At 55.6% G+C, this 15,283-nt stretch carries 14 protein-coding genes; 9 read left to right on the top strand and 5 right to left on the bottom strand.

Translation table 11 applies throughout. The annotated features are described in order from the left end of the window. The first annotated feature begins 7 nt into the window (after nucleotides 1-7). Nucleotides 8-868, top strand: a complete 861-nt coding sequence (gene nfo, locus VSX58_RS04600) for a deoxyribonuclease IV (protein WP_327617008.1) — start codon at nucleotides 8-10, stop codon at nucleotides 866-868. 169 nt (nucleotides 869-1,037) lie between these two features. On the opposite strand, the gene fruA is transcribed toward nfo, so the two are convergent. Genes fruA through fruB form a run of 3 tightly spaced genes read right to left on the bottom strand, consistent with a single transcriptional unit; the run spans nucleotide 1,038 to nucleotide 4,817 of the window. Continuing rightward, nucleotides 1,038-2,732, bottom strand: coding sequence for a PTS fructose transporter subunit IIBC (fruA, locus tag VSX58_RS04605; RefSeq protein WP_327617009.1), 1,695 nt, complete (start codon nucleotides 2,730-2,732; stop codon nucleotides 1,038-1,040). A 16-nt stretch (nucleotides 2,733-2,748) separates the two neighbouring features. Next, nucleotides 2,749-3,687, bottom strand: a complete 939-nt coding sequence (fruK, locus tag VSX58_RS04610) for a 1-phosphofructokinase (RefSeq protein ID WP_327613226.1) — start codon at nucleotides 3,685-3,687, stop codon at nucleotides 2,749-2,751. Further along, nucleotides 3,684-4,817: a fused PTS fructose transporter subunit IIA/HPr protein gene (gene fruB, locus VSX58_RS04615; protein WP_327617010.1), complete on the bottom strand. Its 1,134-nt coding sequence runs from the start codon at nucleotides 4,815-4,817 to the stop codon at nucleotides 3,684-3,686. The genes fruK and fruB overlap by 4 nt, the downstream gene beginning before the upstream one ends. A gap of 336 nt (nucleotides 4,818-5,153) precedes the next feature. Between fruB and VSX58_RS04620 the strand changes: the two genes are divergently transcribed. Next, nucleotides 5,154-6,332, top strand: coding sequence for a sugar efflux transporter (locus tag VSX58_RS04620; protein WP_327613224.1), 1,179 nt, complete (start codon nucleotides 5,154-5,156; stop codon nucleotides 6,330-6,332). Here the strand turns inward: VSX58_RS04620 and VSX58_RS04625 are convergent. Then, entirely contained in the window at nucleotides 6,319-6,597 is a 279-nt protein-coding gene (locus tag VSX58_RS04625; RefSeq protein ID WP_327617011.1) for a YkgJ family cysteine cluster protein, read from the bottom strand. The two genes, VSX58_RS04620 and VSX58_RS04625, sit on opposite strands and share 14 nt — an antisense overlap. A 214-nt stretch (nucleotides 6,598-6,811) precedes the next feature. Here VSX58_RS04625 and yeiP point away from each other — a divergent pair, with 214 nt between their 5' ends. Then, entirely contained in the window at nucleotides 6,812-7,384 is a 573-nt protein-coding gene (gene yeiP, locus VSX58_RS04630) for an elongation factor P-like protein YeiP (RefSeq protein ID WP_249246346.1), read from the top strand. A gap of 73 nt (nucleotides 7,385-7,457) precedes the next feature. On the opposite strand, the gene VSX58_RS04635 is transcribed toward yeiP, so the two are convergent. Continuing rightward, the gene (locus VSX58_RS04635; protein WP_327617012.1) at nucleotides 7,458-7,781 is read right to left on the bottom strand and encodes a hypothetical protein; all 324 of its coding nucleotides are present in this window, start codon (nucleotides 7,779-7,781) and stop codon (nucleotides 7,458-7,460) included. A gap of 222 nt (nucleotides 7,782-8,003) precedes the next feature. On the opposite strand from VSX58_RS04635, the gene VSX58_RS04640 reads away from it, so the two are divergent. The 6 genes from VSX58_RS04640 to VSX58_RS04665 all read left to right on the top strand — a co-directional run bounded on the left by VSX58_RS04640 (nucleotide 8,004) and on the right by VSX58_RS04665 (nucleotide 15,283). Further along, nucleotides 8,004-8,990 carry a CobW family GTP-binding protein gene (locus VSX58_RS04640; protein ID WP_327617013.1) on the top strand — a complete coding sequence of 329 codons (987 nt, stop codon included), beginning with the start codon at nucleotides 8,004-8,006 and terminating at the stop codon, nucleotides 8,988-8,990. A gap of 42 nt (nucleotides 8,991-9,032) precedes the next feature. Then, nucleotides 9,033-9,749: a phosphatase PAP2 family protein gene (locus VSX58_RS04645; protein ID WP_327617075.1), complete on the top strand. Its 717-nt coding sequence runs from the start codon at nucleotides 9,033-9,035 to the stop codon at nucleotides 9,747-9,749. Nucleotides 9,750-10,184: 435 nt separating this feature from the next. Next, complete coding sequence (gene mepS, locus VSX58_RS04650) at nucleotides 10,185-10,766, top strand: bifunctional murein DD-endopeptidase/murein LD-carboxypeptidase (protein WP_327617014.1); 582 nt, start codon at nucleotides 10,185-10,187, stop codon at nucleotides 10,764-10,766. 586 nt (nucleotides 10,767-11,352) lie between these two features. After that, the gene (locus VSX58_RS04655) at nucleotides 11,353-13,161 is read left to right on the top strand and encodes an extracellular solute-binding protein (RefSeq protein WP_327617015.1); all 1,809 of its coding nucleotides are present in this window, start codon (nucleotides 11,353-11,355) and stop codon (nucleotides 13,159-13,161) included. A gap of 14 nt (nucleotides 13,162-13,175) precedes the next feature. After that, the gene (locus tag VSX58_RS04660; protein ID WP_327613217.1) at nucleotides 13,176-14,261 is read left to right on the top strand and encodes a microcin C ABC transporter permease YejB; all 1,086 of its coding nucleotides are present in this window, start codon (nucleotides 13,176-13,178) and stop codon (nucleotides 14,259-14,261) included. Beyond that, a complete protein-coding gene (locus VSX58_RS04665) occupies nucleotides 14,258-15,283 on the top strand; it encodes an ABC transporter permease (protein ID WP_327617016.1) in 1,026 nt (341 codons plus the stop codon). Before VSX58_RS04660 ends, VSX58_RS04665 begins: the two co-directional genes overlap by 4 nt.

Genomic DNA, 15,283 nt, shown 5'->3' on the forward strand with positions numbered 1-15,283 from the left:
GAAGAGCATGAAATACGTAGGTGCGCACGTCAGCGCGGCGGGCGGCGTCGATCGGGCCGTCATACGCGCTCATGAGCTGGAAGCGACGGCTTTCGCCCTGTTCACCAAAAATCAGCGCCAGTGGCAAGCTGCGCCATTAGCGCCGGATGTGATTGCACGCTTTAAATCCGCGTGTCTGGACTATGGCTATACGCCGGCGCAGATTTTACCGCACGACAGCTACCTGATTAACCTCGGCCACCCGGAGACGGAAGCGCTGGAGAAGTCGCGCGCCGCCTTTATCGACGAGATGGCGCGTTGCCAACAGCTGGGGCTGACGCTGCTGAATTTCCACCCCGGCAGCCACCTGAAGCAGATTGACGAAGCGCGCTGCCTGTCCCGGATCGCCGCATCGATTAATATCGCGCTGGCGGCGACGCAAGGGGTCACGGCGGTGATCGAAAACACCGCCGGGCAAGGCAGCAATCTGGGATTCCGTTTTGAACATCTGGCCGCCATTATTGATGAGGTTGAAGATAAAAGCCGCGTGGGGGTCTGCATCGACACCTGTCATGCCTTTGCCGGCGGCTATGATTTACGCAGCAAAGACGCGTGTGAAAAAACCTTCGCCGAGTTCGAGCGGGTCGTCGGATTTGGTTATTTGCGCGGCATGCATCTGAACGACGCGAAAAGCGAATTCAATAGCCGGGTAGACCGTCACCACAGCCTGGGAGAGGGAAACATCGGCAAAACCGCTTTCAGCTATATCATGGGCGATGCGCGTTTCGACGGCATTCCGTTGATTCTGGAGACCGTCAACCCCGATATCTGGGCGCAGGAAATAACCTGGCTCAAGTCGCAGGATACGCACTCAGCTACGCCAAAGTAAGCGCCTCGAACGCGGCTTGCGGCGGCTCCAGCGACCGGGCCATTCAAGGACGAATAAGCGTCTGCGCTATGCAGCTTGAAGTACGAAGGTTCTAAAACGAAACAGGCGCCGCCGGATTGCCCCAGCGGCGCCTGTTTTCTACCTCCCGGTATAACGACTCGCGCTCTGATTAAGCGGCCGTTTTCACCGGTTGTTCATCCGGACGTTTCAGCAACGCGTACAACACGCCCGCCACCACGCTCCCGGCGATAATGGCGAACAGATAGCCCAGTACCGGCGTAATCGCGCCAGGGATCAGCAGCACGAACAGACCGCCGTGCGGCGCCATCAACTTAGCGCCGACCGCCATCGAAATAGCGCCGGTCAGCGCGCCGCCGATGATGCTGCACGGCAATACGCGGATAGGATCACGGGCGGCGAAAGGAATCGCCCCTTCGGAGATAAAGCACAGCCCCAGAACCAGCGCCGCCTTACCGCCTTCGCGTTCCGTCGGGTTGAATTTCTTGCCGGCCAGCAGCGTCGCCAGACCCATCGCCAGCGGCGGCACCATCCCCCCCGCCATAATCGCGGCCATAGGGCCATAGATCTGGCTGCTCAGCAGCGTGGTGCCGAATACGTAGGCCACTTTATTTACCGGCCCGCCCATATCGGTACACATCATGCCGCCCAGCAGGGCGCCCAGGATCACCGCATTCGCCGTCCCCATGGATTGCAGCCAGTCGGTCAGACCGGTCAGGATCTTGGCTACCGGCGTACCGACGCCGTAAACCATGATCAAGCCCATAATCAACGTTGCCAATAGCGGGATAATCAAGATCGGCTTCAGCGCCGACATACTTTGCGGCAAGTTGATATGCTTATTGATGGCTCTGGCAATATAACCCGCAAGGAAACCGGCGATGATTCCTCCCAGGAACCCGGCCCCCATGCTATTCGCCAACACGCCGCCAACCAGCCCCGGCGCCAGACCAGGACGGTCGGCAATGGAAAACGCGATATACCCGGCCAATACCGGAACCATCAGCATAAACGCCGAATCACCGACCGTCTTCAGCGCGGCGGCCAGCGTGCCCGGTTCTTTAAACGCTTCGATACCGAACATAAACGACAGCGCGATGCACAGACCGCCGGCGACCACCACCGGCAGCATATAGGATACGCCGGTCAGCAGGTGGCTATAAGGACCGGTGCCGCCTTTTTTAGCCTGTTTGGTCTCCTCGGCGCTGCTCTGTCCGCTCGGCTGGTAAACCGTGGCTTCCGCCAGCGCCTTATCCAGTTCCTGCGCGGTCTTTTTCAGCGCCAGGCCGGTGGAGGTGCGGTACATTTTCTTGCCGGCGAATTTGCTCAAATCGACTTCGATATCCGCGGCGACGATCACCACATCGGCCTGTGCGACCTCTTCCGGCGTAATGGGATTGCCGGCCCCGACGGAGCCGCGGGTTTCGACCTTAACCCACCATCCACGTTTTTTCGCTTCGGTTTCAATAGCTTCCGCAGCCATAAACGTATGCGCCACGCCCGTCGGACACGCCGTCACGGCGACGATACGTTTTGCCACGCCGCTTTGCTGAGCCGGTGCCGCGGCCGCCGCCTGAGCCTGATAGGTCGCGGCCTCCGCTTTAGCCTTCGCCAGGAAAGCGCTCGGCTGGCTCGCGGCCAGTTCGACGTCCCCCACGTAAACCTGTTTGCCATTCAGCGCCGCATCCGCGGCGGCGGCGGCGCCAAGAACGATCGCCAGTTCGGCCTCGTCAGCCTGTTCTGTAAACGTCAGCCCTGCTTGCGCAGCGGCCGAGCCGAGTAGATTTTTCACCAGGTGGCTTCTCGCCAGGCCCAGTGATTTATCTAAAATCAGCAGCGTTTTCATAGTTCGTCTCCTGCTGTCAGTTAAAGGGTTTTAGATCGACGCGCGCCATCATTGCAGCTAACTGAGGACGGTCGGTAATACCAACATTGCTTTGACTCACGGCAAGTGCTGCAACCGCCGTTGCCAGGCGCAACGTGTGTTCGCTGGACTCACGCATTAATAAGCCATAAATCAGTCCCCCGACCATGGAGTCTCCGGCGCCCACCGTGCTGACCACGTTGCAGGCGGGCGGTTTCGCCAGCCATGCGCCCGAGGCGTTGACCCACAGCGCACCTTCGGCGCCCAGGGAAATCACGACATGAGCGATGCCTTGCTCGCGCAGCGCGTGCGCGGCGTCGACCACATCATCCAGCGTCGGCAGCTTGCGGCCCGCCCAAATTTCCAATTCACGGCGGTTCGGTTTCACCAGCCACGGGGACGCTTTCAACCCCGCCACCAGCGCATCGCGGCTGCTGTCGAAAATAATGCACGGACAATGGGTACGTAACCGGGACATCCAGTCGGTAAACGCATCCGGATCGACGCCGGCGGGTAAACTCCCGCTGACGGCGACCATATCGAATTGTCCGAGCCAGCTCAGGGAGTCGTTGACGAAACGCTGCCAGTCTTGCGGCGTGACCTCAAACCCTGAAAAGTTGAGATCGGTAACGTCCCCGTCTTTTTCCGTCAGTTTGACATTGATACGCGTACGTCCCGGCACAACCTGAAAACGGTTTGCAATGCCCAGTTCGCTGAACAGTTGCTGGAAACCATCCTGATTGTCTTTTCCCAGAAACCCACCTACCGTGACATCAATCCCGAGGTCTTTCAGCACCTTGGCAACGTTAATACCTTTGCCTGCGGCATGCAGACCCGCAGTCTGAACCAGGTTGACCTCGCCCTTTTCAATTTCAGGGCAGTAGCCGACCAGATCATAAGCCGGATTCAGGGTAATGGTGGCGACTCTCCTGCTCATGCTGCCCCCTCGCCCAATCCGGAATTAATCGCTTCGCCGATAGCGGCCAGCGCTTGTTCGGCATCGTCGCCGCTCGCCGTAAAGCGTAGTCTGTGACCTTTCTTCACGCCCAGTGCGATAACTTTCATCAGGCTGCGTCCATTCACCGGTTTACCCGTGCCGTCAAGATTGGTAACGGTAATCTCGCTGCTGAACTGCTTGATGACGTTAACCAGCATAGTGCCCGGCCGGGCGTGCAAGCCATGTTCGTTGCGTACGGTAAACTCTTCCGTCAGCACGTCGTTCTCTTCCGGCACATCGCTGGTCAGCAAGGCCAGCAGGGTTGGCGCATCGGCCTTCAGCAGGCGTTCAGCTTTTTGTTCGGTTAACAGCTTCGTCAGATAATCAATCGGCGCGTATACCTGATCGTCCGCCGCGGCGACCGTTACCAGCAACGCGACCGATTCGCCGTCGACATCGAAAGGCGCGGCGGGACGGGCTACGGCGGCGGCGCTGCTGAGGTTGCCTTCGGCGCTGTCGCTGAACCAGACGCCCTGTCCCAGATTAAGCGGTTTATTGCTCACGACATGGCTGACGAAGCGGGTATCCGCGGCGCCGACCTGTTGCAGGCGACCGGCGTTCAGCGCCTGTAGCGTCAGCAGATTGTCCGTCGCCACATCCAGCGATATCAGCGAGGTATCAAAACGGAACTCCGGCATTTGCTGCTCGCCCATCAGCAGGTCATGCAGCTCTTCCGCCGACGTGGTGCTCGCCAAGCGCGCCGCGACGCGATCGTCGCTGAGCACATGCGTCAACTGGCGCAGCAGCGCCAGATGCTCATCCGAGCGTGCCGCAATGCCCAATACGACGTAGGCCGTTTGGTCTTCGCCCCAGGTAACGCCCTGAGGAAACTGAAATACCTGGACGCCCGTTTTCAGTACCAGATCGCGAGTATCCGTTGTGCCGTGAGGGATAGCGATGCCATTCCCCAAATAAGTGGATGTTTGCGTTTCGCGCTTCAACATGCCGTCGACATATGCCGCGCTGACGCACCCGGCCTGAGTCAGAGCCGAAGCAACAAGCTGTATGGCTTCCTGCTTGCTGCTGGCTACCGCGCCCAAATGAATATCTTGCTGTGACAACTGGAACATAGCTCTCCTCTCTTGCTGAAAGTTGAATCGTTTCAGCTTTCATGAGAAAAAATGTGTCTATTGAGAAAAGCGTTTCAAAAAAAGTATCGCTGAAACGTTTCAATGAGTCTCTTGCCATTACGCCATGAATGCAAGCATTCCGCACTATCGGCGTAACGAATTTATGACGTCACGCACATTTTAGCCGACGAACGAGATCCTCGAGAGATAAAAAACCTATTTAGCTGAAGCGCTGCTGAAGAAAAACATCCAAACAGTTTTTTTATTTTTTTATAAACCGGCGTAACATGGCGCGCTCATCTCATTTTCCGCCGGCTTTTTCAGCGTTGTCACCGTATGCACACATCCGTCAGTTCCGCTCGACGTCAGCCCGATCTGACTTCATCCGCGTTTTTAGTTATCGCCTTTCTGACCGGAATCGCCGGCGCGTTGCAGCTTCCGACGCTCAGTCTTTTTCTGACGAATGAAGTGCGGGTGCGGCCGTTTCTGGTGGGGATGTTTTATACCGGCAGCGCGGTCATCGGCATCATCGTCAGCCAGATATTGGCGGCGCGCTCGGACCGGCAGGGCGATCGCAAAACGCTTATTTTCCAGTGCTGTTTGCTTGGCGCGCTGGCCTGCATATTATTCGCCTGGAACCGCAACTACTTTATTCTGCTGTTCGTCGGCGTGCTGCTCAGCAGTTTTGGCTCGACGGCGAATCCCCAGCTATTCGCGCTGGCGCGCGAGCATGCCGATCGCACCGGCCGGGAGGCCGCGATGTTCAGCTCCATATTGCGCGCCCAGATTTCACTCTCCTGGGTAATCGGCCCCCCGCTCGCCTTTGCGCTGGCGCTGGGTTTCGGCTTTACGGCCATGTATCTGACGGCAGGCGCGGTATTTGTGATCTGCGGGATATTGGTCAGGATATTTCTTCCGTCCATGCCGAAACAGGCGGTAAAGACCGCCGCCACGCTCGAATCGCCTCGCAACAATCGTCGGGATACGCTGCTGCTGTTTACCGCCTGCACGCTGATGTGGACCTGCAACGGTATTTATCTCATCAATATGCCGCTTTATCTGGTACACGAGCTTAATCTGCCGGAAAAACTGGCGGGAATCATGATGGGTACCGCCGCCGGGCTGGAGATCCCGGCCATGCTGGTCGCGGGATATGTCGCCAGCCGTTTTGGCAAACGCTTTTTGATGCGGCTGGCCATCGCCTCCGGCCTGCTGTTTTATGTGGGGCTGCTGTTTTTCGATCGCGAAGTCGCCCTGCTGACGCTGCAATTGCTGAACGCGATTTTTATCGGCATTCTCGCCGGGATCGGCATGCTCTATTTTCAGGATCTCATGCCCGGCCAGGCGGGCGCGGCCACCACGCTTTTCACCAATACCAGCCGCGTAGGCTGGATCATTTCCGGTTCGCTGGCCGGCATCGTCGCGGAAATATGGAGCTATCACGCGGCATTCTTTATCGCATTGATGATGATCGCCGGCTCCGGGTACTGCATGTGGCGAATTAAAGATGCGTAGCGCGTCGGGCATCCGGCGCCGTATCGGCCTCCAGCTTGATCAGGTAAATAAGCGCCTCATCACGGTGGCTGAAGCACATATCCGCCCGCGCCTGTAGCCCCGAACAGACGGCCGGCCTGAGCGGCGAATGGAATATTCCGCAGCGCATTCGATCATCCAGATGAATACAGGGCGTATTGGCGGGCTTGCCGTGCGGCATGCCGGGCAGCGGGGTCGATATCGAGGGAGCGATGCAGCATGCGCCGCAATCGGAACGACACTTCATCGGCAGGCTCTCCGGCGGGCGATAAAGAAAAAGTCATCCGCCAACATAGCAGTCATGCGGGCAAACGCCAACGGTTGTTCACGCCGCGCGTGCTCTATATCCTTAAATGACGCCGACAGCGCCGCGCGCCGCATAAAATCCTGCTTGCCTGAATCCGGCGGCGCGAGTAACGTGTCGCCACAAAAATCTCACTCCTCATAGACAGGTAATCTTTATGGCAAGAGCGAACGAAATTAAACGCGGTATGGCGGTTAACTATAACGGCAAACTGCTGCTGGTGAAGGACATCGATATTCAGAGCCCAAGCGCCCGCGGCGCCAGCACGCTGTATAAAATGCGCTTTTCCGACGTGCGCACCGGATTAAAGGTTGAAGAACGCTTCAAGGGCGACGATATCCTCGACACCATCTCCCTGACGCGCCGGACGGTCACCTTTTCCTATATCGACGGCGACGAATACGTCTTTATGGACGATGAAGATTACACGCCATACAACTTTAAGAAAGATCAAATAGAAGAAGAGTTGCTATTCATTCCCGAAGGCGGCATGCCGGGTATTCAGGTGCTGAGCTGGGACGGCGAAATCATCGCGCTGGAACTGCCGCAAACGGTAGATATGGAGATTGTCGATACGGCGCCCGGCATCAAAGGCGCATCGGCCAGCGCCCGCAACAAACCGGCGACGATGGCCACCGGTCTCACTATCCAGGTGCCGGAATATCTGAGCGCCGGCGAAAAAATCCGCATTCATATTCCGGAGCGCCGCTATATGGGACGCGCCGAATAAGCGTTAAACGCGCTGTTTAAGCAGCGCCGCCATAGCCACCGCGGCGCCGCTTGCGAATACCACAGCATATTGATTATCGGTAGGTAATCGTCAGCACGCTCATCGTCCGTTCGGGATTAATCCAATCCAGGCGCGTGCTCTCGATCGTTTCAGGCAACGCATTGTTGGCCGTTACCGGCGAACGCGCGTTATATTTATAGGAAACCGGTTTGCCATCGCGGTGGCATGCCAGGTTGACCATCGTTTGCTCGGTACTTACGACACAAGGCGCTTCAACGATTTGCCCGGTAAACCGGATAATCCCCGAAGCCTTACCGCTTGAGGCCGCCGCCGCGCCCGCCGCCAACGAACACAGCGTCAGCCCGCCGAGCAACGCCCATTGCTTTACTCTACGCATAAACCGCTCCACTTTTTTGGAAACTATCTGGGTATCGGCAAAAGGCGGGCGGAACATTAATTAAATGTTGCGTTTGCTGACAACTCCGTCGGTCAGATCGAGATACCCGGGGCGAGTAATATCTGACGTTGCCAGCAGTCTGATATGATTTCTGATGTAACATAAGTCAATCCCATACATCTCCATATCGGTTTCTGATTACGTTTCAACGAGGAGCTTATATTGCTAACCAAAGTCAATCTAATCACCGGATTTCTCGGCAGCGGGAAAACCACCACCATCCGTTACCTTCTTGCGCAGAAGCCCGCAGATGAGGTCTGGGCCGTATTGGTTAACGAATTTGGCGAAATCGGGATTGACGGCGCGCTGCTGGCGGATAGCGGCGCCGTATTGAAAGAGATCCCCGGCGGCTGTATGTGCTGCGTGAACGGATTACCTATGCAGGTCGGTCTGAATATGTTGCTGCAGCAAAAAAAACCGCACCGTCTGTTGATTGAACCCACCGGCCTGGGTCATCCGAAGCAGATCCTCTCGTTGCTGACGGGCGACAGCTACCGGCCCTGGCTGACGTTGCAGGCAACATTATGTCTGCTGGATGCGCGCCAGTTAAGCGAAACGCGCTATACCGAAAACGAAAATTTCCGCGACCAACTGGCCGCCGCCGATATTATCGTCGCCAACAAACAGGACGCCTACCTTGATGCCGATCGCCGCGCATTGCGCAGCTGGCAGCAGCACAATAGCGATACGCGTCAGGTGGTGATGGTCAGTCAGGGACGCATCGATCGGCAACTGCTGGATCGGCCCCGCAGCAATAGGCGCGAACTGCCCGACGGCGCCCACCATCACCGGCATAAAGCCTCGTCCGGCCTGGCCGCGCTGCGGTTGCCGGGCAACGAACCCTGGCGTCGCTCATTGAATGAGGGCCAGGGGTACTACGCCTGCGGCTGGATTTTCTCTGCCGAAACCCGCTTTGACACGGCGGCGCTGCTGGACTGGGTTCGTCTGTCGCCGGTCAGCCGGGTCAAAGGCGTAATGCGAATTCAAGAAGGGACGCTGATCGTCAACCGGCAGGGGAACGATCTGCACATCGAAACGAAAGCCGTCGCGCCGATCGATAGCCGCATCGAGCTTATCAATGAAGCCCCCGCCGATTGGAATAGCCTACAGTCGGTGTTGTTAAAGGCCCGTTTAACTACCGTAGGATAAAATAGCCGTTTGCTTTAATCGAGATATTGAGTGATTGATTTTATGCCACGGCGCAACGTTTTCTCTATTCTGCTGCTCAACATATTGGGAATCGGGCTTTTTTTATCATGGTATTTACCGCCGGACCATAGTTTCTGGTTTGGCTTGGACAGCCATATTTTCTTCTATTTCAACCACCTTCTCATCCAAAGCCCGCTGTTCCTGAAACTGGTGGCGATAACCAACCTGCGGGCCTTCGACGCCTGCGCGCTGATTGCGATGGGGCTGTTGTATCTATCCTTTTATCTGCCGGCCGCGGCCTCCGAGCGCCGGCGTTTGCTGATTATCGGCGGCGTAATGCTGCTCAGCGCTTTGGTATTAAATCAGCTGGGACACCTATTGCCGGTGCAACATGCGAGCCCGACGCTCTATTTTCATGATATCTACCGGGTCAGCGACCTAAGCGGTATTCCGGCGAAAGATGCCTCCAAAGACAGTTTCCCGGGCGATCACGGCATGATGCTGATGGTGTTCGCCGCATTTATGCTGCGCTATTTTACCCGCGGCGCCTTCGCCATCGGCGTCGCCATCGTGATTATTTTCTCACTGCCGCGCGTCATGATCGGCGCCCACTGGTTTACCGATATTGCGGTGGGCTCGCTTTCGGTGGTGCTGGTCGGCTTAAGCTGGCTGCTGCTTACGCCGGCCAGCGATGCGTTAATCAATCTGCTGCATCGTTATCTGCCCTGCCACGACGCTCCGGAGAAAAAACCTTCGTAATAGCGTCCGCCGCGAGGATCCGCTTACCGGCCGTTTAAGCGGCCGGCCTCGCCGCCGGTAATTTTTTCCGCTTATCGCAACGCGCTTTAGCGCCCTGCCTCTATTTTCTCCTTCCCTGACACATCTTTTTAAAAAAAGAGCCGCTATTTAAGATTTTTTCACATCGACATTTTTTTGCTGATTACATCATTAAACCTTATAAATAAAATAGTTAAAACTGCTCGCAATCTGCCTATCAATGCGGTAGTCTCGGTAAAGTTTGCTTTTTTCATCCCGTTAAGCTAGCGGCGGAAGGAAAATAGTGTGCTTCCCAACACACTTTCATCGCCCGGCGTTTGGAGAAACGCAAGCCCTGTTTTAGTCTGAATCTCGTTTTCGTTTGGCATTTTACATAACGATATCCATCGTTAAGGACATCAAGGAAATATAACGCTAATGGTCAAGTCTCAACCGATTCTGAGATATATCTGGCGGGCATTGCCTGCTATTGCGATAGCGATGACGCTTTCCGCATGTGGTAGTAACAGCGTCAACAACCGAAACCCGCAAACTGAGATGCATGCAGTTAATGATAAAGACGGCCTTTTACTGCAAGCCTCTCAGGATGAATTTGAAGCCTTGGTTCGCAATGTGGATATTAAATCCAAATTGCTTAACCAGTACGCCAGTTGGAAAGGCGTGCGTTACCGCTTAGGCGGCGACAGCAAAGGCGGCATTGATTGCTCCGCATTCGTTCGGCGCACTTTCCGCGAACAGTTTGGCATGGACCTGCCCCGCTCAAGCTATGAGCAGCAAGAAATCGGACAGAAAATTCAGCGCACGAAATTACGTCCGGGCGATCTTGTCGTGTTCCGCGCCGGTTCAACCGGACGCCATGTCGGTATTTATATGGGCAACAACCAGTTTGTTCATGCTTCGACCAGCAGCGGCGTTATGATCTCCAATCTGGACGAAACCTATTGGAAGAAACGCTATCACGAAGCCCGTCGCGTGCTGAATAAGGGAACCAACAGCTAATCAAGACGCTTTCCTTGATGTGCGGGAAAATACCAAACGAGACAATAAAACGTTGCTTAGCGATAAGCAGCGTTTTTTTATGGCTGGCTTCCGGCCGCCGCCTCAAGGCACCTCTCAGAGTCGCGCACGCCCGGAGATTTTTTAGCATAAAAAATAACGAACAGTATCTTATTAACAATATGTTACGGCTTTTGGGGTGACACGCGGAAATTGCATGTTTATACCCTAAATAATTCTCGTTGCAGGACAAAAGCGCTAAAGCGTTTTTGAACGGCGCTTGCGCTGGCTCCGAAGGGGTGAGGCCATCAGGCGAATAACGCGGCATTGCCGCGACAAATTGGTCAGGAACGCATTTGACCAGCCAAAGGCTGGCCTGCGGTGAGAGAGACATGGATGGCGCGAGTAACAAAGCCAACGCACAGGCAACTTGAAGTATGACGGGTATATGGTAGGTTTATCGGTCCGCTTCGTGATAAAAAGGGAAAATCGGGGTTAATGGATGTCATGCTAATGATTGCAAGAACTTTATGCTGTAAAAAAGCCCTATATGCAAAAATTGCCTAGACCGCGGGAGATTGCCGTCAAGATGTTAAAAACTGTTATCGCCGCCGCGCTGCTGTGCGTCATGCCTGCGGGATTATATGCGCAAACCATTGAGCATAGCGTTTCTCTCGCCGTTTTAGGCGAGCCTAAATACCCTACCGATTTCCGCCATTTCGACTATGTAAACCCCGACGCCCCGAAAGGCGGCAGCATTACGCTCAGCGCGCTCGGGACCTTCGACAACTTTAACCGCTTTGCCCGACGCGGCGTGGCGGCGGCCCGAACCGAACGGCTTTACGACTCTCTGTTCGTCACCTCTGACGATGAGCCGGGCAGCTATTATCCGTTGGTGGCGAAATCCACGCGCCATGACAAAGATTTTCACTGGATAGAAATCGACTTAAACCCGCGCGCGCGTTTTCACGACGGCGCGCCGATTACCGCGGCCGACGTGGCTTTTACCTACAATATGTTTATGACGCAGGGCGTCCCGCAGTTTCGCATCTACTTTAAAGACGTAACGGTAAAAGCCGTGACGCCGCTGAGGGTGCGTTTCGACTTTCCCACCCCGGATAAAAACCGCATGTTCAGCCTGCTGACCTTGCCGATTATGCCGGAAAAGTTTTGGAAGAATCAGAATCTTAGCGAGCCGTTGCCCTATCCGCCGCCCGCCAGCGGCCCCTATCGCATCACCGCGTACCGCACCGGGCAATATGTCACTTACTCACGGGTTAAGGATTACTGGGGCGCCGATCTGCCGGTGAATAAAGGGCAATACAATTTTGATCAAATCCGCTACGACTATTATCTGGACGACAGCGTCGCGCTGGAAGCGTTCAAGGCGGGCGCGTTCGATCTGCGCCTCGAAGATTCGCCAAAACATTGGGCGACGCAGTATCAGGGCGGTAACTTCGATCGCGGTTATATTATCAAACGGGACCAGGAGAATCAGTCCGCGCAGAGTACCCGTTGGCTGGCGTTTAATGTCCAGCGCCCTATCTTCAGCGATCGCCGGGTGCGGCAGGCGCTGACGCTGGCGTTTGATTTTAACTGGATGAACAAGGCGATGTATTATAACGCCTATCAACACACCGACAGCTATTTTCAAAATACCCTCTATGCGGCGAAAGGCGAGCCGAGCGCAGCGGAGCTGGCCTGGCTGACGCCGCTAAAAGATAAAGTGCCCCCCGAAGTATTCGGCCCGAGTTATCAACCGCCCGCTTCCGATGGCAGCGGTTATGACCGCGGAAACTGGCTAAAGGCGCTGAAACTGCTGGAACAGGCGGGATGGGAATTGAAAAATCAGCGGCTGATCAATCGACAGAGCGGCAAGCCCTTTACCTTTGAGCTGCTATTGCCCAGCGCGGGCAACGCGCAATATGTACTGCCTTTTCAGCAAAACCTGAAGAAGCTCGGTATTACCATGAACATAAGAAGCATCGATAGCGCCCAATTTAACAGCCGCTTGCGTAAGCGCGACTTTGATATGCTCCCAACGCTGTATAACGCCTACATTTATCCCAATCCCTACTTGCAAATGGATTGGCACTCTCACTATATCGACTCCACTTACAATACCTCCGGGGTGAAGGATCCGGCGATCGACGCGCTGATTGAACAAATCATCGCGCATCAGGGCCAGCCCGAGCCGCTGCAATCCTTGGGACGGGCGTTGGATCGCGTACTGACCTGGAATCAATTTATGATCCCCATGTGGTACTCCAACCATGACCGTTTCGCCTATTGGAACAAGTTCGCCATGCCGGCGGTGCAACCCATGAATTCATTAGGTTTTGACGGCTGGTGGTATGATGTTAAACAGGCGGCCACGCTGCCGGCAGAGCGACGTTAAGTTAAGGAGTCAACGTGGGAACTTACCTATTACGCCGCCTTTTACTGGTGATCCCGACGCTGTGGGCGATTATCACGATTAACTTCTTTATCGTGCAAATCGCGCCGGGCGGGCCGGTCGATCAGGCGATTGCCAATATCCAGATGGGGCATGGCGGCGGCTATGGCCCTAACGCGGGCCTGACCCATTCAGGCGGCGCGGGCGCGCCCAATATTGAAAACAGCTATCGCGGCGCGCGCGGGTTGGACCCCGAGGTGATTGAAGAGATCACCAAACGCTATGGGTTTGATAAGCCGATTCACGAACGTTATTTCACGCTGCTGTGGGACTACGTGCGTTTCGACTTCGGGGATAGCCTGTTTCGCGGCTCTTCCGTAATACAGCTGATTAAAGAGAGCATGCCGGTTTCCATTACCCTGGGATTATGGAGCACGCTGATCATCTATCTGGTTTCCATCCCGCTGGGGATCAAAAAGGCGGTCAAAAACGGCAGCGCTTTCGATATCTGGAGCAGTACGTTGATCATTATCGGCTACGCCATCCCGGCGTTCCTGTTTGCCATCCTGCTTATTGTGGTGTTCGCCGGCGGTAGCTATCTGGACTGGTTCCCGCTGCGGGGGCTGGTCTCCAGCAATTTTGATACGCTATCCTGGTACGGCAAAATCACCGATTATCTGTGGCACATCGCCCTGCCGGTTTTCGCTACCGTTATCGGCGGCTTCGCCACCTTGACCATGCTGACGAAAAATTCATTTATGGATGAAATTCGCAAGCAATATGTGGTGACGGCCCGGGCCAAGGGGCTGGATGAAAAAAGCATTCTCTACCGCCACGTATTCCGTAACGCGATGTTATTGGTGATTGCCGGTTTCCCCGCCACCTTTATCAGCATGTTCTTTACCGGTTCGCTGTTAATCGAAGTGATGTTCTCGCTGAACGGCCTGGGGCTTCTAGGCTATGACGCCACCTTGCAGCGCGACTACCCGGTGATGTTCGGCACGCTCTATATCTTTACGCTCATCGGCCTGTTGCTGAACATCATCAGTGATATGACCTATACGCTGGTCGACCCGCGTATTGATTTCGAGGAGCGCCAATGAGCCGATTGAGCCCCATAAATCAGGCGCGCTGGGCGCGCTTTAAAAGCAACCGCCGCGGATACTGGTCGCTATGGCTTTTCCTGGCACTATTTATCACCACGCTATTTTCTGAATTGATCGCCAATGACAAGCCGCTGCTGGTGAAATATGAGGGCCGGATCTATACGCCGTTCATCGCGGACTACAGCGAAACCACATTCGGCGGCCAGCTCGATACCGCAGCGGATTTTCGCGACCCTTATATCGCCCAACGCATTGACGACCGCGGCTGGGCCCTATGGCCGCTTATCCGCTACAGCTACGACACCATCAATTATGCGACGACCGCCTCGTTCCCCACGCCCCCATCCTGGCAGAACCTGCTGGGAACCGATAGCCAGGGCAAGGACGTCGTCGCCCAGGTGTTGTACGGATTCCGAATTTCAATGCTGTTTGGTTTGGCGCTGACGATACTCGCCAGCCTGATCGGCATCAGCGTCGGCGCCGCCCAGGGATATTACGGCGGCCGCCTGGATTTATGGGGCCAGCGCTTTATCGAGGTCTGGTCCGGCATGCCGACCCTGTTTCTGATTATTATGCTTTCCAGCGTGGTTCAGCCCGATTTCTGGTGGCTGCTGGCTATCACCGTGCTATTCGGCTGGATGACCCTGGTCGGCGTCGTGCGGGCGGAGTTCCTCCGCACGCGGAATTTTGACTATATTCGCGCGGCGCAGGCGATGGGCGTCAGCGATCGGGTCATTATGTATCGCTGCATGTTGCCGAATGCGATGGTGGCCACGCTAACCTATCTGCCGTTTATTCTGTGCGGTTCCATTACCACGCTGACCTCGCTGGATTTCCTGGGATTCGGTTTGCCCATAGACTCGCCCTCCTTGGGCAGGCTGCTGCTGGAAGGGAAAAATAACCTCCAGGCTCCCTGGTTAGGCATAACCGTATTTATGGTGCTCTCTATTGTGCTGTCTTTACTCATTTTTATCGGCGAAGCGGTGCGCGACGCCTTTGACCCCAGCAAGGCGCATTAA

Origin of the sequence: Brenneria populi (assembly GCF_036016195.1) — a bacterium.
GTDB lineage: Bacteria > Pseudomonadota > Gammaproteobacteria > Enterobacterales > Enterobacteriaceae > Brenneria > Brenneria populi.